The sequence below is a fragment of the Liquorilactobacillus mali genome (assembly GCF_001437155.1).
Lineage (GTDB): Bacteria > Bacillota > Bacilli > Lactobacillales > Lactobacillaceae > Liquorilactobacillus > Liquorilactobacillus mali_A.
The window spans coordinates 1-18280 of the sequence record NZ_JQAR01000006.1; the positions used below are offsets into that span (position 1 = coordinate 1).

The 18280-nt window shown below is 35.1% G+C and carries 17 protein-coding genes; 7 read left to right on the forward strand and 10 right to left on the reverse strand.

Features of this window, described 5'->3' with window-relative positions; genetic code table 11:
* Window positions 1-327 precede the first annotated feature (327 nt).
* The 6 genes from IV36_RS04110 to IV36_RS04140 all read right to left on the reverse strand — a co-directional run bounded on the left by IV36_RS04110 (window position 328) and on the right by IV36_RS04140 (window position 9377).
* Complete coding sequence (locus IV36_RS04110; RefSeq protein ID WP_420864917.1) at window positions 328-1545, reverse strand: MFS transporter; 1218 nt, start codon at window positions 1543-1545, stop codon at window positions 328-330.
* Window positions 1546-2065: 520 nt separating this feature from the next.
* Window positions 2066-3838: an oleate hydratase gene (locus tag IV36_RS04115; RefSeq protein WP_056990928.1), complete on the reverse strand. Its 1773-nt coding sequence runs from the start codon at window positions 3836-3838 to the stop codon at window positions 2066-2068.
* A gap of 970 nt (window positions 3839-4808) precedes the next feature.
* Window positions 4809-5627, reverse strand: coding sequence for an SPFH domain-containing protein (locus IV36_RS04125; protein WP_056990929.1), 819 nt, complete (start codon window positions 5625-5627; stop codon window positions 4809-4811).
* Between the two features lie 22 nt (window positions 5628-5649).
* A complete protein-coding gene (locus IV36_RS04130) occupies window positions 5650-5985 on the reverse strand; it encodes an Arc family DNA-binding protein (RefSeq protein WP_056991021.1) in 336 nt (111 codons plus the stop codon).
* 85 nt (window positions 5986-6070) lie between these two features.
* Window positions 6071-8971, reverse strand: coding sequence for a DUF3427 domain-containing protein (locus IV36_RS04135; protein ID WP_056990930.1), 2901 nt, complete (start codon window positions 8969-8971; stop codon window positions 6071-6073).
* A complete protein-coding gene (locus tag IV36_RS04140) occupies window positions 8964-9377 on the reverse strand; it encodes a (deoxy)nucleoside triphosphate pyrophosphohydrolase (RefSeq protein WP_056990931.1) in 414 nt (137 codons plus the stop codon). Before IV36_RS04140 ends, IV36_RS04135 begins: the two co-directional genes overlap by 8 nt.
* 301 nt (window positions 9378-9678) lie before the next feature.
* Between IV36_RS04140 and lepB the strand changes: the two genes are divergently transcribed.
* Window positions 9679-10275, forward strand: a complete 597-nt coding sequence (gene lepB, locus IV36_RS04145) for a signal peptidase I (protein ID WP_082623708.1) — start codon at window positions 9679-9681, stop codon at window positions 10273-10275.
* A 4-nt stretch (window positions 10276-10279) separates the two neighbouring features.
* Here lepB and IV36_RS04150 read toward each other — a convergent pair whose 3' ends face one another.
* A complete protein-coding gene (locus IV36_RS04150; RefSeq protein ID WP_056990932.1) occupies window positions 10280-10657 on the reverse strand; it encodes a MerR family transcriptional regulator in 378 nt (125 codons plus the stop codon).
* 88 nt (window positions 10658-10745) lie between these two features.
* On the opposite strand from IV36_RS04150, the gene IV36_RS04155 reads away from it, so the two are divergent.
* Window positions 10746-11111 carry a carboxymuconolactone decarboxylase family protein gene (locus IV36_RS04155; protein ID WP_056990933.1) on the forward strand — a complete coding sequence of 122 codons (366 nt, stop codon included), beginning with the start codon at window positions 10746-10748 and terminating at the stop codon, window positions 11109-11111.
* A gap of 228 nt (window positions 11112-11339) precedes the next feature.
* Window positions 11340-11966: a pyridoxamine 5'-phosphate oxidase family protein gene (locus IV36_RS04160; RefSeq protein WP_056990934.1), complete on the forward strand. Its 627-nt coding sequence runs from the start codon at window positions 11340-11342 to the stop codon at window positions 11964-11966.
* A gap of 90 nt (window positions 11967-12056) precedes the next feature.
* Here the strand turns inward: IV36_RS04160 and IV36_RS04165 are convergent, their stop codons facing one another.
* On the reverse strand, window positions 12057-13253 hold the full coding sequence (locus IV36_RS04165) for an MFS transporter (protein WP_082623709.1): 1197 nt from the start codon (window positions 13251-13253) through the stop codon (window positions 12057-12059).
* 90 nt (window positions 13254-13343) lie between these two features.
* Between IV36_RS04165 and IV36_RS04170 the strand changes: the two genes are divergently transcribed.
* Window positions 13344-14240, forward strand: coding sequence for an Rgg/GadR/MutR family transcriptional regulator (locus tag IV36_RS04170; protein WP_235810239.1), 897 nt, complete (start codon window positions 13344-13346; stop codon window positions 14238-14240).
* A gap of 3 nt (window positions 14241-14243) precedes the next feature.
* On the opposite strand, the gene IV36_RS04175 is transcribed toward IV36_RS04170, so the two are convergent.
* Window positions 14244-14804: a TetR/AcrR family transcriptional regulator gene (locus IV36_RS04175; RefSeq protein ID WP_056990936.1), complete on the reverse strand. Its 561-nt coding sequence runs from the start codon at window positions 14802-14804 to the stop codon at window positions 14244-14246.
* A 92-nt stretch (window positions 14805-14896) separates the two neighbouring features.
* Between IV36_RS04175 and IV36_RS04180 the strand changes: the two genes are divergently transcribed.
* A complete protein-coding gene (locus IV36_RS04180; protein ID WP_056990937.1) occupies window positions 14897-15394 on the forward strand; it encodes an HXXEE domain-containing protein in 498 nt (165 codons plus the stop codon).
* Here IV36_RS04180 and IV36_RS04185 read toward each other — a convergent pair.
* Window positions 15384-15872, reverse strand: a complete 489-nt coding sequence (locus IV36_RS04185; protein ID WP_056990938.1) for a GNAT family N-acetyltransferase — start codon at window positions 15870-15872, stop codon at window positions 15384-15386. The two genes, IV36_RS04180 and IV36_RS04185, sit on opposite strands and share 11 nt — an antisense overlap.
* A 233-nt stretch (window positions 15873-16105) precedes the next feature.
* Here IV36_RS04185 and IV36_RS04190 point away from each other — a divergent pair, with 233 nt between their 5' ends.
* Complete coding sequence (locus IV36_RS04190; protein WP_056990939.1) at window positions 16106-17266, forward strand: glycosyltransferase family 2 protein; 1161 nt, start codon at window positions 16106-16108, stop codon at window positions 17264-17266.
* 408 nt (window positions 17267-17674) lie between these two features.
* On the forward strand, window positions 17675-18280 hold a 606-nt coding region (locus IV36_RS04195), incomplete at its 3' end, for a KxYKxGKxW signal peptide domain-containing protein (RefSeq protein WP_169790724.1).

The window sequence follows — 18280 nt, forward strand, 5'->3', positions numbered from 1 at the left end:
TTCCCTTTTCAATAGGATTTTTATTCATTTACACAAACTATTTTATACTCTCAAATAATTCATTGTTATCTTTCAAACTAACTAATAATTATTAATTTAAAGTTATAAATGAGACAAAAATTTCCATTTTATAGCATGTTCATCTATATAATCAATAAGGAGCCAGATCAAATACATACTTTGATCTAACCCCCAATCTTAAACTTGTGTTATGCAAACCAAATTATTCAAATGGTAAATTGCCAACACATATTCTTCTATTTAATTACTTCTAATCTGTATAATTATCAATATTCCAATTACATAGGCATTCAATCAAACCAAAACCTATTTATCTAATTTCGAATGTCTTGATGTTTCGAGCATTCTGACATAAACAATCAAGCTGACAAAAACTGCCGCTGATACATAATAAAAGAACCATCCCTCATGATTAATTGTCTTCAACCACAAGGCAACATACTCAACCGTTCCACCAAAAATCGCTACCGTCAATCCATATGGCAATCCAACTCCTAAAGCTCGGATCTCCGTTGGAAAGAGTTCTGCTTTTACGACTGCATTAATTGAAGTGTAACCACTCACAATCATAAGGCCTGCTAACATCAATAAAAAGGCACTTAATGGACTATCGAGTACCTGTAATCCTTTGAAAATTGGTACTGTTAAAAGTGTACCTAAGATCCCAAACCAATACAGCAAAGGTTTACGACCTATCTTATCTGAAAGATGTCCAAATACCGGTTGCATAATCATGAAAATTAAAAGTGCTAAAAAGTTAATTTCAGTAGTTAATCTTGTTGGTAGCCCCAAACTGTTGATCATATACTTTTGCATATAGGTAGTATATGTATAAAATGCAATCGTTCCACCAAATGTCAAGCCAATAACTGTTAGTACTTGTCCGGGATACCTAGCCAATTGCTTTAAAGTTCCTGTTTTCTTGCCACTTTTAGCAGTTTCCTTAAATTGATTGGTCTCATCCATAGACAATCTGAGATACAATACAATAACTGCACCTAACGCACCAACAACAAAGGGAATTCTCCATGCCCAAGCAGTCAACTGCGCATCATTAAAGAAATATTGTAATAGGATTTGAACAATTAATGCGAGCAGCTGTCCACTAATTAGAGTCACATATTGAAAGGATGCGTAGTACCCTCTTCGGTTCGAACTAGCCATTTCGGAAAGATATGTTGCCGAGATCCCATATTCACCACCTAGAGAAATCCCCTGAACTAGACGAACCAATACCAAAATAATAGGTGAAAGAAGCCCAATAGTCTTATAAGTTGGAACAATTGCAATTATGAGTGAGCCGCAAGCCATAATGACAACAGATAGTGTCAAAGCTGATCGCCTTCCATGTTGATCTGCAAATTTGCCCATTATAAAACTTCCAAATGGTCTCATTAAAAAACCAACCGCAAATACAGCAGCAGCACTTAACAACTCAACAGTTTGATTGTTACTTGGAAAAAATGAATTCGCAAAATAAATGGCAAATGAAGCATATATGTACCAGTCAAACCATTCAATCATGTTGCCTAAAGAGCCTTTAATTATATTACTTGCTATTTTTCTCTCTCTTTTCTTATCCAAAGTTATCCCTCCTATGTAAGTTCTAAAAAACCTATAATGAGTCTAATTATCGCACGTATCATTGTTCTTTGCATCCTCCCAAACTTTAAAATCGTTTTACCATGTTATGTCAAAAAATGCTTATATATAAGGATTATCCTGAAAAAAGATTTTTTCAGAATACATCTCACTTTGCTTTTAAAACTCAATTAGCTTATTTAATATTTTTTTCAATGAAGAATACCCCTAAAAAGTTATTATATTAAATTAGAATTAGAAGATATTTAAATAAAAATGGCAAAAAAAGGAGATATCAATGATATTATCACAGAATAACTCCTTAAATAGTTTCTTATAGATATGTTCTCCAAGTCTACAGTTGCAGTCTAACTTTGTATTACTTACTCATGGTAAGAATAGTTTTCATTCATAGTTTCATATTGGTACTTAGATTTTACCAACCTGCGTCACTCTTTTGTTTTCAAAGCAGCTTGGCTTCTTCAAGTAATTCAGCAAGCCACGTCTTTTTTATTTTTGAAATTCCAATCTTCTTTACTAACTTGGGAATTGGTAAATCAATTTCATCCAACTTTTTCTTGTCGTTCAAATAATACATTGCTTTTAGTAATTCACGAATATCATAGATTGAGTTGAATACTTCTGGCACACCTCTTTCGACGTCCAGGAGCATATAAACTGCTTCCATCGCTGTTCTCACAGAATACTCAGTCGTAAAGACTGTGTCCCTCGTTGGTGATTCAGCAAAATTACCAATAAATGCTAAATTAACTGAACCGCTCGGCACAACATCAGGCCTGTCACCTTTTTGTCTTGGCATGAAATAAGAGGTAATGAATGGCATGTACACTGGTACAGTGTTAATCGATTCTTGTGCAGCTAACTCTGCTATCTTAAACTCTGGAACTCCCAAATGATACAAGAACTCTTCAGTAATCTCTTCACCTGAACAGTCAACGATTTTTTTGTGGACATAATTACCCTCAGTGTCCGAATAGAGACCATAGATCCAAACTATTGTCTCATTTTTTGATTGTTCTTTAAAATGCGGCTGTCTATGAATCGCAAAGCTCATGAGCCAATTAGAATCAGTGATTGTAATTATCCCACCAGTATTTATCTTGTTGTCATGCAAATTACGTTTAGTCAAACGTTCAATATATGGTTCAACAGCAGGATTGCTAATAGTTGCTGTTGCAGAAACGAACCAGCTTCTTTCTGGTAAGTCTTGATAAAACACCTTAGGATTACCAAAATCTGTAGACTGTGCGGCCAAATTTTCCCACAAATTCCAACTTCCTCCCAGCTCTGTCGTAATAGGTGCAGGAGTATTATGATCTCCATAAGTTGAGCTTTCCGTGATTGAACCATTTGTCACAAATACTAAATCATTTTCAGTGAGAGCAATCTCGTTCTGTTGTCCGGCTACTGTCAGCAATAATTTTTTTGCGACTTTCTTTCCATCTGCAAAATCAATCTGAACATTATCAACAGTGGTACTGTATTGAACATCTACATCATGTGACTTTAAATATGCAAGAATTGGTTTTACCATTGATTCGTATTGATTATATTTGTTGAATTTAAGTGCCTTGAAATCGGGTAAACCATCAATATGATGAATAAAGCGCATAGTGTATCGTCTCATCTCAACTACGGAGTGCCACTTCTCAAAAGCGAACATTGTTGCCCAATATGTCCAAAAATTACTCTCAAAAAACTTGGGTGAGAAGAAATCCTCAATTGTTTGAGTTCCTAATTTGCTCTCTGGTGTCATAACCAGCTTAATCAATTCATTTGATGATTTATCCAAAGTATAATCACCGTCATTTGGAACACGATTACCGCGGTCATATATTAATCTGCAATTCGACGAATTAGGATCATCTTTGTCTAACCAATAATACTCATCTAAGTACGAGGCACCTTCAATCTCTAGGGATGGGATGGAGCGGTACATGTCCCATAAACATTCAAAGTGATTTTCCATTTCGCGACCACCACGGGTAATGAAACCAACATTTGGACGGTTAGCTCCATCCAGTGATCCACCTGCAAGCGGCAATTCTTCTAACAGATGAATATGTTCACCTTTCATATGTCCGTCACGGATCAAAAAAACAGCTGCGGCTAAACCTGCCAAACCTGCACCAACAATATACGCCTGCTTTTGATCAACATTTGCTGGTTTTCTCGGTCTAGCAAAAGCTTCATAATTTCCATTAGAATAATACATTAAAATCATCCTTTCTTGTGAATTGATTTACAAGTAAAGAGTACTCCTTAACTACACTAATTCAAAATAGAATGGTTTTCATATACATAGCTATAGAATTTACTCACAAAGAAAATATGCTTAATATTCAAACTTATTTTGAATATTAACGTTCATCAAAACGAAGTGTGACACAAATCGGTAAGGTTTGAATACCTCGCTATGAATGATTTAAGGTCAAATTGAGGATTTTGACTTGTAAGACACACGTATCCGAAACAAAACAAATAGAGAAACTAAGTCATAAATTATCTTCTGACCCAGTTTCTCTATTTAGTTTGTCAAAGGAGAAAATCCAACCTTCTCTGCTTTGAAATTCTTGAAAAAATCATTTTTTTCTTAAAATCTGTTGTACTACTAAATTTCATTATCTTTTTTAATCTTCTGGACAAATGCCACAATTAAAAACAGTGGAGCAAAGATAATAAAAAGAATACTCATGCATAGGCATTTTGCTAAACTATATACCCAGTTCAAAGAACTATCATAGGACTGGGTATATGGGGTTGTATATTCCCATGGATTAACGTAAACCCCCTTAGAAGACCATTTCTGACCTTTTTGTTGCCGTGACATTTCTTGATGGTATGTGTCTAGTGCCTTCCCACGATACGAGGGATTGTTATTCGTGGAGATAAACCAACTATTGTAAATGAGCCTAAAAAAAGGTAACAGTATGGTGGTTGTAAAAAAATATAGATCCCAAAAATTAAATTTATAGTGTAAAGTCAGAATATCCAGGTGTCCTAAATAAAGCAAAATTATAAACAAACATATCCCACTGTTTATTGAATATCCTATCAATCTAAAAATAATTTTGATAATTCTAACGATTAATGCCATAATTGTCCACTCTCGATTTCAGATTCCATAAAAATTTATTCAGAAACGATAGCTTCATGTTCATACAGAACTTCCATAATCTTACCTATTAGATATTATGCTCCTGATCCAACATCTTCTTAATAACTGGGACTTGACCCAAAGTGGTTACATCTTCTTTTGACATAACCACTAAGTTAGTCTTTGATTGTGCCAATTCAGTAAATGCGTGAATGCTCTGATCCTTGAAATAATTCTCATTGACAGCTGTCAAACTTTCTTGAATCTTATTGATCCGGTAATTTTCTGCATCGGCCTGTGTCTTAGTTGCCTGTGCTTGTGCCTGAGCAGTTTCAACGAGAGCACGATTACGTGCATCGGTCGTCAGCTTAATATTTTGTGCCTCACCTTGAGCACGCGCAATTGTAGCAATTCGTTCACGATCGGCAGTCAATTGTTTGTCCATTGCTTCTTGGATAGAAGTTGATGGTGTTAACTCATCAATATTTACTCGATCAACATTAATCCCATAGACATTGGTTAAATCTCCAATTGCAGCAGCCAAGTCTGCATTAATCTTAGATGTTGAGCCCAGTGCATCCGTCAATTCTAGACGTCCAATAATATCACGCAAATGACCTCTTACTAATTGTGCCATTGATTCCACTGAATCTGTATTCTCATAGACATACTTTTTTGCATCTGTAACATGATAGTTCAAGGTAACACTGGCTTGAATATCCGCATTATCCTTCGTAATCACAGAGTATTGCGATAGTTGCAAAGGACGCATTGCCAAGTTGACTGTCTGAATTCTTTGGAAAACAGGAACATAAAAGTGTAGTCCCGCATCAACATTGCGTCGATATTTCCCTAGTGTCTCCACAAGACCTTGACAGTTTTGTTGTACGATCTTTATTCCAAACATTTAAATTCCCCCATACTCATAATCAATGCACCATTGGACGTAGTGTCAAAATATTCCCGTTGGCCTCAATTACGATATAATTTAATTTCGAATCGAATTCCAGATTACTTTCAATCAAGTAGCGATAATAGATTCCATTTACTTGAACAAGCCCATTATCTGGATCAATTTGTCGATTCTCTACAACCTGTCCAATAAATTGTCGATTTTCTAGCGAGACAGATGCCTGTTTCTTACCATTTAGAAACTCTTCAATCATTGTCTGCAATAGACTGTTCACACTTCGATTTTGTTCTTTCGCTTTTGCCTCAAGTTTGCTTTTTAATTCTCTAGGCAATCTCAACAAAAAAGTCGCCATATCATCCACTGGAACCACCTCACAATCTTTCAATCTATCGATAACATTATGATATCATATTAATATCACAAAGCAACAGATACTTCTATTTTTTTGTGATATTTATAAAATGACTATACTTTATTGGTTCATTCAGCTTCAAATTCATAGAAACTACAGCTTTAGGACGTTTATTGTCTTGATTAATCAATTGTTCTCTTACAGAATCTAAAACAGCCTGAGCTCTTCCTAAGTAATAAAATTTCTTTCCTTCAGCGTCACTCTTCTTGAGAAACAGTTGAATTTGTACTTTGAAATTACCGTTAAGATCTTGTTCCAACAGTTGTCGAACTTCCTTTGAGTCAATATGTCTTGGGCTTCTGGTATACCATTTAATTAATCCTGTATTAAAAAATTCATTTTCATAGCGTGCACTGCGATTTTTTGCTGGGTTATCTTTTTCGTAAGTAATAAAAATTGGACAAGTATCTTTACCCACACGATAGCCATACATTGGGGCACTCACATCCTTACTCCAATTCAAAAGCCGACAAACATCTTTGCGGGAATATTTCTGATAATATGTGAAAGGCTGATCTGCCCTAAAGTTGTCTGCTTTATACAGTCCAGTTGTGATAACATCAACAAATAAATTTCTAAAATTGCTTTCTACTTGTAAGCTTCCACTAACCATAGAATTAAGTTTATATTTTCCCTCAAGATGCTCTACGATAGGGGTGCTACCATACTTCTCAGCTTTATTTTCTCTACCTGCCTTGATATCAAAAAAGCTCAAGCTTAAAATATCATCAACTGACTGCATTACAGCCGCATTTACATAACAATTATTTTGGTGCAATGTCCTTACGAAGTCCTTATCCGTCACACTCTTTTTTTCCAACAGCAACTTCAATAACAGAAGCTCATGCCTTCTCATCCCATTGATCAATTCTTTGGTTACAAAACTCAATACTTTTTCTTCATACTCAGATAAATTGATTGGTTCTTTCATCTTGCTTAAGAAACTCGCGTAACTATCAAGTTGATTATTCTCAGCAAATACTTCTGCATCGACTCCGCCGTACCTTTGAAAATCAATTAATAAGGGGATCCTGCCCAACTTTTGTTTGAGTTCTTGGTAGTCTGCACGTAAAGTCGCAAAAGCATCTAACTTGGCGACTTGAATTGCATCATATATCCGTTGTCTTGCAACTTCTGTGAAATTAATCGTTGATAATCCCATAATTGGCTGCAATGCCAAATCTGAACGAGCATTATCCTTACTGCGCGTAATATCCCCCGTCAGTGCCGTAGGAATTAAGTAGTTATTCTTATAGTTTCCAATGAAATCAATGATCGTCAAAAATTCTTTTCCTGGATATTTTCGTAGACCTCTGCCTAGTTGCTGAATAAACACAATACTTGATTGCGTATTTCTAAGCATTACGACTTGGTTCAAACACGGAATATCAATTCCTTCATTGAAAATATCCACTGTCACAATATATTCGATCTGTCCCTTCTCAAGCTGAGCAACTACTTGATTACGCCGACTGATTGAATCACTCCCATCCAGGCCAATTGCTGGGTGCCCCTTCTTCGTCAGAAGCAGAGCAATTTCCTTCGCTTCAAGTACATTACTGCAAAAAATAAGGCCATGGACTCGTTTGCCTGAATATCCGTAATACTCAAGTTGTTTTAAAACATAATCAACCCGTTCTTTTGCAACTAATAATCTCAAAGGTGACTTGTCATCAATCAGCTTGCCATTATATTCATAGTCTTGAATCCCCACATAATGAAAAGGAGTCAGCATCTGCTCCTCCAGCGCATCCTGCAGCCGAATTTCATAGGCAATATTGTAATCAAATAACTGATAGATGCTGAAATCGTCTGTCCTTTCGGGTGTCGCTGTCATCCCTAAACAAAAAGCTGGTGTAAAATAATCCAAAATTCGCCTGTATGTCTCAGAACCGCTACGATGTGCTTCATCAATTAGAAGGTAATCAAACTGATCTGGTGCAAAACTGTTTAAAACACTCTCCTTGGAAAGTGTTTGCAGAGTTGCAAACAAATACCTAGCCTGCCTTTCATTGCGATTACCTGACAAAATCCCATAATCGCTGTCCTTTCCTCCCAGAACACGTTTGAAGCTGGCCATTGACTTTTGGAGAATCTGTTCACGATGAACCACAAAAAGCATCTTATTTGGCTTGACTTGTTGTACATCAAGCGCAGCCAAAAAAGTTTTCCCAGTACCTGTTGCAGAAATTACCAGTCCTCTTTGCTCATTCGCAGCACGTAATTTTGCTAGTTCGATTAAAGCTTCCCTCTGCATCTTATTAGGAACAACCGCAAGCTCATTATTACTTGTCTGATTTACTGAATTCAGAGTAGCTCTCCCTTGCTGAGCATTATCGTATGTATGGCGATATTCTTCGATCCACCGATTAGTAAGTTTGACCGCTTGTTGCCACTCAACCTCCAATTGATTCACAATCTGTTTGGTCACTGCACCATCTTTGAATGCTGAAAAATGAAGATTCCACTCGACATTTCGTAATAATGCTGCGCGTGTCAAATTTGAGCTGCCGATAATCATCGAATAGTAATCAGTATGCTCAAAAAGATATCCTTTCGCATGGAAACCAGGTTGTGTGACAATTTTAACCGTAATATTTGGAATCTTGAGCAATTCTTCAAAGATCTTCGGTTGATTAAACACCAAATAATCCGAGGTCAAAATTCTTCCTGACACCCCCTTAGCTGCCAAATCAGACAAAACTACTTTCAATGGAGTTAGTGCATCTTCCGTGATAAATGCAAGCGCAAAGGAAAAACTTTGACAAGTTTGCAATTCATACCTGATATGTTCCCACATTGTATCATGTGGTTGATTACTCACTAATTGTGGCAATAGTTCACTGGTAGCCCCTGGTTGGCTATCGTCCAAAAATCCAACTGTTGCAGCTAGTAAAAGATTTTTCTTAATCTCTTCATTATTCATTAAATTCCACCTTGTTTAGATCACATTTACTTAATTTCTCGAGTACCCTTTGATTTGCCGGCAACCAGTTCTTGTCTCTTAACTGCTGAATTGATAACCATGCATATTCTTCATAGATTTTCGGTTTGATCATCTTGGTCACTGGACGTGCAAAATAAAAATGCAAGTTCACGTCTCCAGATTGATAGTGATATGAATATGTTGGGATTACCACTGAACCAATAGTAATTGCCACATCAAGTTCTTCCATTATTTCCCGCTCAAGGGCTTGCTTTATTCCTTCAGCCTTTTCGACTTTGCCACCTGGAAATTCCCAGTAACCTGCTAAACTCCTAGCTTTTCTTTTCCCTGCAAAAATCTGTTTTTCTTCATTTAAGACTATGGCACATACTACTTCTATATTCATTTACTTATCACCTTAAACTCTTGTTTATTACAATTTGTACATTCTAATTTCATACTGCATAATATCATATTCTATCTAACATCAGTTAAAATATCTTCTCCATTCTAATCCAACTAGACAAAAGCATAAAATATGGCCTAGAATGAAAAACAGATAGCAATTGTGCACCATATCGTTAAAATTTGAGTACTAGACATAAATTTTGGACATAGCACACTTCTTATTATGGATAATTCAAAACTAATCAAAGCATTTTAATCTATAAAACATATTTGCACAAGAACATTGAGGGGGATAACAAGTGACTACTTTTAAAAATATTATGAGCTGGGTATGGCCGATCATGATTGGTCTCATACTCGCCTTTATCGTCAAGACTTTCCTATTCAGTTTTGCAAATGTTGTTGGTGATTCTATGGCTCCAAATCTGCAAGCAGGTGAACATGTTGCCTTATTGAAAACAGCAAAAATCAAACGGAATTCAATCATTATTTTCAATGCTTATGGTGTTGACACCCAGGAACCAAACGTTACTCCCAAGACTAAATATATCAAGCGTGTAATTGGGCTGCCTGGTGATAAAATTGAATACAGAAATAATGGTACGCTATATGTAAATAACAAGCTGGTTTCGCAAGCATATATCTCAAAAAAGCAGCAATCCATTGGAACACTGACGCTCTCAACTGCTTTGTCGCCTGCTCAAGGAGTAACTTTGGGCACAAATAAAAGTTTCACTGTACCCAAGGGCAAGTATTTCGTCCTTGGTGATAACCGCAAAATCTCGAATGATAGCCGTTATTATGGCTTTGTGCCAAAAACAAAAATTCTGGGTGTCGTAAAAGCCTTTATCTGGAGCAAACATCATAAGCTGATTAACTCTTTCAATGATAATTAACTGTCTAGGGTTTCTTATATTTAACCATTAATTGTGCATAATGCCGTTTTTTATTTTTTAGAAAATTAATATGTGTTTGTATCTCCTGTTGCTGCGCATATAATACCTGTTCCTGTTGTTCTAAAATAGTCATCCTTTCTTTAATTGTTTCGTGCCCTCGTTCGCGCAACTTAGAATATTCAATAATTTTGGAAAGTGACATTCCTGTCGCCTTTGCTCGACTAATGAATCCAATCCAGTTCAAATCTTGCTCTGTAAAAACACGGTAATTATTAGTATTGCGTGCGGGTTTCAGTAGTCCTAAGTCTTCGTAGTAGCGTAAAGTCGAAAGCGGAAGTCCAGTCATATTCGAAATCTCAGATATTCTGTATGTTTTAGGCATCTTTTTATGTCCTCCTTTTAATTCCTTCTTGCTATCAAGTTAGCTTGATAGTTTATAGTGATTTTATCACATAGAAGGAGGAAATATTTTGGATAAATACGAAAGTGGATTACAAGTTCGTGAGGCAGTTATTGGAAAGGAAGCAAGTCAATCGGTATCAGATAGTTTAGCAGATATTGCTCCTATTTTGGACCAAAAAACACTCCTAGCATTTGAGGAGGCAAAAACACGAGATGTTTTAGATATGAAACAGCGAGAAATGATTACGATTACCGCATTACTGGCACAGGGAGATACTTCCAGTCAGCTTCGTATTCATATCCAAGGCGCTTTAAATGTTGGGATAACACGTGATGAAATAACTGAGACCTTTGTTCATTGCTTATCTTATGTCGGGTTCCCCCGAGTTTTGAATGCAGTTTCAATTGCCAAAGAAGTCTTTAATAAAAAATAAAATGAAGAATGGGGTTGGGTCAAGATTTAACTTTTGACCCTGCCCTTCTATTTATTCTTGTTTTGGATAAAATTGTTCTGTAAATCAAAATTTTTCGGATATCCTTGCATTAATTCTGCAAACTCAAAAAATGCTAAAATAGGTGAAGGTACTCTAGCATTTTTTGTGGGTATTATTTAATGCCAATGCAATATAATCAAGTAAAATTGAAAAGGGAGGTAATATGTGATGTACGCCAAAAGGTTTATACAGTTGTTTTTAATATTCTTACTAACAATTTTTATATCAATGTTTTTTGTTTCATACTTTGGAATTAGGGGATACTTCGCACAATCTTTTGTTTTATCTTTAGTGGGCTATATTATTTTAGTGATACCTTTGACTATATTGACAATCCTTAAACAACATAAAAAGTTTAATGTGGAAAAGTCCACCGAAAACAACAGTGAATTTAGAAATATTTTGAACAAACTAGACAACATTATAGTTTTATCAACAATTTCTCAAAATGAAACTATAAGCTCAAGTATTATTACTTTTAAGCAGTCAAAAACAGAAGATAACACCTTGTATATCATGACTGACAGTAAAACGAATCGTGTCAGAAATATTAGGCAAAACGGAATTGCATCGTTAACTACTTGGTTTGACGAAAAAACAGGGATGAGAATTAGTTCAAATAACATTGATTCAGAAATTATTGAAGGTAATGAGATGCTCACAGAAATTGTTGCGCATCCAGAGATAAAAGACTTGTCTGAGGATTTTAATAATAATGTTGTTATCAAATTAACCGTTCACTCGGCTTTAATTGAATCATTTCAATCCAGCCCAACAGTAACAACTTTTTCGTAATGTAATGAAATGACTTGTAATAAGGGCTTGAAACACGCTCATTCGAAATAAGCAGAAAAAGTTCAACTTTTGACCCAATCCGTAGGAAAGTCATTCCCTACCCAATGGTGAAAACTTTGCTCCAATACCTGTCAAGGTTCGAATGATTCCTGCAAGTAGAATAACCGTGAACATTGATTGTCCATGAGCCAACAGGACCCCACCAAACCATGAACCAACAGGAATTGAAGCATAAGAAACCATTCGTGTAACAGAAACGACTCGCCCCAAAATTCTCTTTGAGACCGTCTTTTGGCGCAGGGTAAAATAAGTAATGACATTGATTGTTCCAAAAAAACTGATGACCCCTAAGACAAACCCAATATAAATATAATTAGTGCTTAGCAGTAACAGCAAAGTACTCAACCCTGCCATAATGGTACTGGAGGATAACAAAATTCCTGCCCTAAAATGATTAACAATCCTGCTTCCGCCAAAGCCGGCAATTAATGAGCCAATACCACCGATTGACATAGCCAAAGTGGCTTCAAAAATCGGATAGTTCAATGACTTAGTCATATAATAAATAAAGTTTGCTTCAAACATATTCAGAGCAAAATTGGTAAAAAGGAACATTACTGAACCACTAAAGATTACTTTTTCACGAAAGCTGTAGCTTGCACCCTCAAAAACATCAGATGCCAACTCTTTAATCGCTAAACCGATTTTAATTTCTTTGCTTTTAACGCTTGGAAGCCGAGTCAATATTACCGCAGTCATCAAAAAAGAAATAAGATCAATCCACAAGGCATTGTAGTTACCAAGAAATGCCACCAATGATCCACCAATTAATGGCCCCATAATTGACAGAGTATTATCAATCGTTTGAATCGCTGCATTGGCCTCAGCAAAGTGATTATCTTCAATTATTTCTGGAATAATACTCTGAAAGCTCGGATGGATCAACGGGTCAACTGAAGATAGTACAAAGACTGCTGAATATAAAAGTGCAAAGTTAATCTGTTTCTCCATTAAAATAAAAAGCAGCAATGGAACGGCTGATGCAGCAAAAAGATTTCCAATAATAAGAATTTTCTTTTTAGCATAATTATCGGCTAGACTACCACCCAATAGTGAAAAGATTATCCACGGAATAAAAGAGACACCAAAAGCAGTGGCGGCATGATAAGCTGAATCGGTTTTGGAAAGAATAATAATTGGTAATGCTAAACGGTATAACCAATCACCAATTGATGAAATTAAAAAAGCCATACAAAGATAACTAAAATTACGATTTTTTATGAACAAATTATTTACCCCTCAAATGATTTAATGATTGCTTTTATAATACAAGCATCTTAGAATGAGAAATAAAAAGTTGCATATAGGTTAAAAATAATGAAAATAGGCAAAGTATTCAAATATTTTAGACAAACAAAACACATAACTCTTAAAGAAGCCTGCCAAGGTATTGTCTCTGTTCCTTTTTTGTCTCGCTTTGAGAATGGGTTAACAGACATTTCCTTCAGTCACTTATTAGAATTGCTAAACAGAATCAATGTTCAATTATCCGAATTTGAATTTTTGTATCAACAAAAGAACACTACCAATAATGATTTATTACCAGCTTTTCAGCAGGCATATCAAGAAGGAAATGCTGCTCAGCTAAAAAAATATCTGTCCGAATGGCAAAAAAAGCAGGGTAAATTTGCTAATTTACAGACTATTCAATTAAAAATGATGTTAACAACTCTAGGAGAAGGAACTGTCACGGAAGATGAACTAGCGATACTGGTTAGCTACTTTCAAAAAATCGACAACTGGACTTTTTTTGAGCTTTATTTATTTGGGCATGCCATTTCGTTTCTGGAATTACCAATAATGCTCAATTTGTTCAAAGAGTTGCAAAAAAAAGAAATTATTTATGACGACTTTCGCCATGATAATTTCTCAATTCTTTTTTATATCTATAATAATGTTATTTTACATTTATTAGCTAATAATTGCTTTGACGAGGCGCACACATTAGTCAATCATCTAGAAAATTATTTTGGTAATCATGACAAGGATTACTATCACCAAGCAAGACTCTTTAATCTAAAGGGGTTAACGCTATATTTAATGGATCAAAAAGTGCTTGGTCTCCGACTGTTAAAAAAAGCTAACCTGATTACCTACCTGACAAATCACAAAACAGATTTTTTAAAAAATGAGAAAAACTACCTTACAAAATATTTGTCCACAGAGGAATTAAGTGAAGTTTTCAATTTTTCTGAGGTCGACTATTTAAAGTAATGGTTACTGCTTATTCACTTGGAGTGCAATCTCTGCTAATGCAGAATTTAATGCCTCGCTGATTTGTTGTGGCTTTTCAGGTAGATCGTCCTTAAAAATAGTATCCAAAAGTACACAAAACCCACCAATTGAGTAGATAATGACATAATAATATTGCCGATTATCGCTCTTCTTTTGTCTCCATGGAACTTTTATATCCAAAAGAGTATTTGCAATTGTTGAGATGTGTCGTGTCAGTAGTGGAATAAGTAAATTTTGCTGAGCCAGTAGTGCTACTCTCTGATGATACGGCCAAAGAAAATTAATAAAGCGTTTAGAAATATCTTCTGGCCTAATCGGCGTACTTAATAAACACTCTCGGTAACTATGCAAGTATTTTAAAAACATTTCATCTAGAATTGCTGTCTTACTACCAAAGTAACGATAATAAGTTCTTCGTGAATATCCTGATTCCAAAGTTAACTGCTTGATTGTAATATTCTCAAAGTCTTCATTTTTTAACAAACAAAACAATCCTTCAGCAAAGGCACTCTTCGATTGCTCAATAATTTTGTTCCTAGTCATGGCACAATCTCCCCCTTTTTATGGCACATACGCTATTTGTATTTATTATGCATGAAAATCATAATACACTACAAGTATAGGAGGTCATCACTATGACAATTTGGGTTTCATACTGGTTATTACCATTATTATTTATGTTTCACGACTTTGAAGAATTAGTTTTTGTACCGCATTGGTTACAAAGAAATGATCCGAATATTTACGGACGCACATTATTTGGCGGTGTCGATCGCTCAGATATATTATCTGCTGGAATTTGGGAGGAATTTTGTATATATATAGCACTTTCCGCCATAGCCTATTGGATTAATTATCCACTATTAATAGTTGCCGCTACCATTCCATATTTTCTCCATCTCATAATGCATATTGTTTTTTCACTGATTAAACGCACTTATGTACCTGGTGTTGTAACAGCTATTGTTGAAATTCCTGTAACTATTGCCTATTTACTTAATCTAATCAAACTAACATATTCACCACTTTGGCAGTGGATTGTCGTTATCTTTATAATGTTTGTTTTCTTTATAGGTAACCTCAAGCTTATCCACTGGTTAATGGCCAAAGTAGCAGGAAAACTTAGTGCCTAATATTTCGAAACTTTTCAAGTCGGTATAATTTTTCCTCATCAAGTTTATCCACGCCATTTTTAAAAGTATATCCCATTTTTTGGTAAAATTTTAATCCTGTAATTGAAGCAGGTATTTCGATTCTTTTTGCTCGCTTAAAATAGGAATCTTGTTCTAATACCTGAATAAGCTGGCGTCCAATACCTTGTCTCTGATATTCAGGCAATACAAAGATATTAAAAAAGCTGCTCTCATCTTCTTTGCCCCAGTAGGGACCAATTGAACCAACTGCGACAATTTTATTTATTATGTCATCTACAAGCACATAACAATGAAAGAACTTCCCTTTTTCTATAAAATCTTTAGCCGTTAAATTTCGCAAATCATTCTCTAGATATTCCCTTGAATAATCTTTAATATTAGTTGTAAGCATTGTTTGCCTAACCAATTTTGCTACTCCCTCAGCATCTTTATCATTAAAGATTCGATAATGTATCATTTTTCAACCTCCCTTTTACAATTTATTTTACTCTAATTGACTTCTCCATGGTGTGTGTAAATAACCCATTTTCATCTTTAACTGATCAACAGAAAAACTATTCTTATATGCTTTTTAACAAAAAGTCTAAGAAAATGTCCATGAAATTTCAAAAAAGTAGTTCAAGATTAGAATTATTCCTGAAATAAGTTTTCTTACCCTTTTTTCTATTTTAACTAAGGTGGTTTTTACTGTTGAATAAATATCTATTTAAGTTAACTCATATTTCCTTGCTTCAATTTTCTGTAGTACTTCTACAGAAGTTTTCTTTTAATATCAAACAAATTCGTACCTTGTTGGAAACATTAAGTACACAAAATCGAAGACTACCTAGTTATGAATATGCTATTCAATATTTAAATAAACTAAATCCAGATCCTCAAAATTCGGCAATCAAAAAACACATCTTGCAGAATAACGATTATACCTACGATTTGAAAATAATCGTTACTGCTTATAACGCTGAAGATACAATTGAGGAATGTGTAGATTCTATCTTGAATCAAAAAACACGGTATTCTTTAATAGTCGAAATTATTGATGATGGTTCAACTGATTCGACCAAACAGATATTAAATAACTACACTAACAGACATAATGTAATTGTTACCAGCCAAAAAAATCAAGGATTTTCAGGGGCTAGAAATACTGGCCTAAAAACAATCAACGCCAGCTATCTATGCTTTGTTGATTCTGATGATATTCTGAAGGACTGTTTTGCAGAGACTTTATTGGACAAGGCTTTCGCAAAAAAGGCTGATATCGTTGCTGGAGGTTATCAAGAATTCAATAATTCTGGTGTTATCAGCGAATTTTACTATCAAGATAAAAATCAGTTTGACCCTTATGAGTTGTCTGGCTATCCTTGGGGCAAAATCTATAATAGTGCTTTATTCACTGAGGTTACCTTCCCTGTAGATTATTGGTTCGAAGATACGATGTTAATCTATCTAGTTTACGATCAAAGTCACATTGTTTGTACTGTTAAAGACATTGTCTATAGATATCGCAGAAATCCAAGGGGTATTACTGCGATATCCGCAACAAAATTAAAGGTCATTGATTCATTGTGGGTAACCCGACAGTTATTGTCAGATAGGCAAAAATTGAACCTAGGTTTTAATGAGGGTATTTACAAAGTTACTTTACAACAAATGTGCACTAACTTTATTAGATTTCGTTTCCTCAGTGGACAAGTCAAAAGAGCTACCTTCGTTATCCAGCGTCAAATCATTAATGATTATTTTGAAAATTTCAGATTTAAGGAAAATGGTTATTTAAAAAATATAGAAAAAGCAATTAAATCTAATAATTATCTAGCTTTCACAGTGTATGTTTACACAGGAAAATTTTAAAACTTATTTTCATCTTAAAACTAATCAAATGAGAGTGAAGGATTATAAATGGACAACTATGAATTTATTACTAATATAACCAACTACAGATTTTATACCAATGCGGATACTCGTCAAGTATTACAGCAACAGATTTCTTCAAAAAGGAATCTTGAATACCGACTCTCATCAACAGAGTTTATTGAGTTTCTGAATTGTTTGTCTTTATACAACTATCATATGAATCCAAAAATATTTTTGAACATCATATATAAAAAGTATTTGAACATAGGTAATTTAATCATTAAGTAATCTTTTATTTTACATTAAGGTTACAGTCTTTCATATATATTATCTGACAGGATTTTTGTGATATTCTTAGAGTTGGGGATGTTTATTAGAGAAAAAATACTTTTATAGGAGGAAAACATGAGTAAACATCATAACGAAAAGGTTCATTACAAAATGTATAAGTCTGGAAAATACTGGATATACAGTATGATAACAATTTCATCTTTCATTGTCGGTTTGCAATTGAAACCGCTACATACGTTGACAGTCAAGGCTGATAGTACTAGTTCTACGATAAGTAGTAGTACTTCTAGCAGTTCTAGTTCTGCCGATTCTTCTAGTGCAAGTTCTAACTCGAGCTCAATTGGGGATAGCTCTAGTTCTAACACTGATCAAGCTTCACAATCATCAACCAGTGAATCTGGGTCCCAAAGCAACGCTGACTCAGCCTCTACTGATGATTCTTCTAGTGCAAACTCTACTTCAGCCTCTGGGGATAGCTCAAGTTCTGACACTAGCCAAGTTTCTCAATCTAGTAGTGCGGCCAGCTCTCAAAGTACTGAGTCTGCTAACACTTCTTCCGATGTAAGTTCTACTTCTAGTTCAGTGGATACCCCTAGCTCCGATGCTAGTCAAACTTCTGAGTCAAGTAGTACAGCTGGCTCTCAAGGTACTGAGTCTGCTGCTACTTCTTCCGATGTAAGTTCTACTTCTAGTTCAGCGGATACCTCTAGCTCCGATGCT

Excerpts from the sequence above, each read along its gene's own strand:
- IV36_RS04135 (WP_056990930.1), bottom strand. The coding sequence starts at position 8,971 with ATGAATAATGAAGAGATTAAGAAAAATCTTTTACTAGCTGCAACAGTT.
- IV36_RS04140 (WP_056990931.1), bottom strand. The coding sequence starts at position 9,377 with ATGAATATAGAAGTAGTATGTGCCATAGTCTTAAATGAAGAAAAACAG.
- IV36_RS04175 (WP_056990936.1), bottom strand. The coding sequence starts at position 14,804 with ATGACTAGGAACAAAATTATTGAGCAATCGAAGAGTGCCTTTGCTGAA.
- IV36_RS04180 (WP_056990937.1), top strand. The coding sequence starts at position 14,897 with ATGACAATTTGGGTTTCATACTGGTTATTACCATTATTATTTATGTTT.
- IV36_RS04150 (WP_056990932.1), bottom strand. The coding sequence starts at position 10,657 with ATGCCTAAAACATACAGAATATCTGAGATTTCGAATATGACTGGACTT.
- IV36_RS04125 (WP_056990929.1), bottom strand. The coding sequence starts at position 5,627 with ATGTTTGGAATAAAGATCGTACAACAAAACTGTCAAGGTCTTGTGGAG.
- IV36_RS04115 (WP_056990928.1), bottom strand. The coding sequence starts at position 3,838 with ATGTATTATTCTAATGGAAATTATGAAGCTTTTGCTAGACCGAGAAAA.
- IV36_RS04185 (WP_056990938.1), bottom strand. The coding sequence starts at position 15,872 with ATGATACATTATCGAATCTTTAATGATAAAGATGCTGAGGGAGTAGCA.
- IV36_RS04110 (WP_420864917.1), bottom strand. The coding sequence starts at position 1,545 with ATGATTGAATGGTTTGACTGGTACATATATGCTTCATTTGCCATTTAT.
- IV36_RS04160 (WP_056990934.1), top strand. The coding sequence starts at position 11,340 with ATGTACGCCAAAAGGTTTATACAGTTGTTTTTAATATTCTTACTAACA.
- IV36_RS04130 (WP_056991021.1), bottom strand. The coding sequence starts at position 5,985 with ATGGCGACTTTTTTGTTGAGATTGCCTAGAGAATTAAAAAGCAAACTT.
- IV36_RS04170 (WP_235810239.1), top strand. The coding sequence starts at position 13,344 with ATGAAAATAGGCAAAGTATTCAAATATTTTAGACAAACAAAACACATA.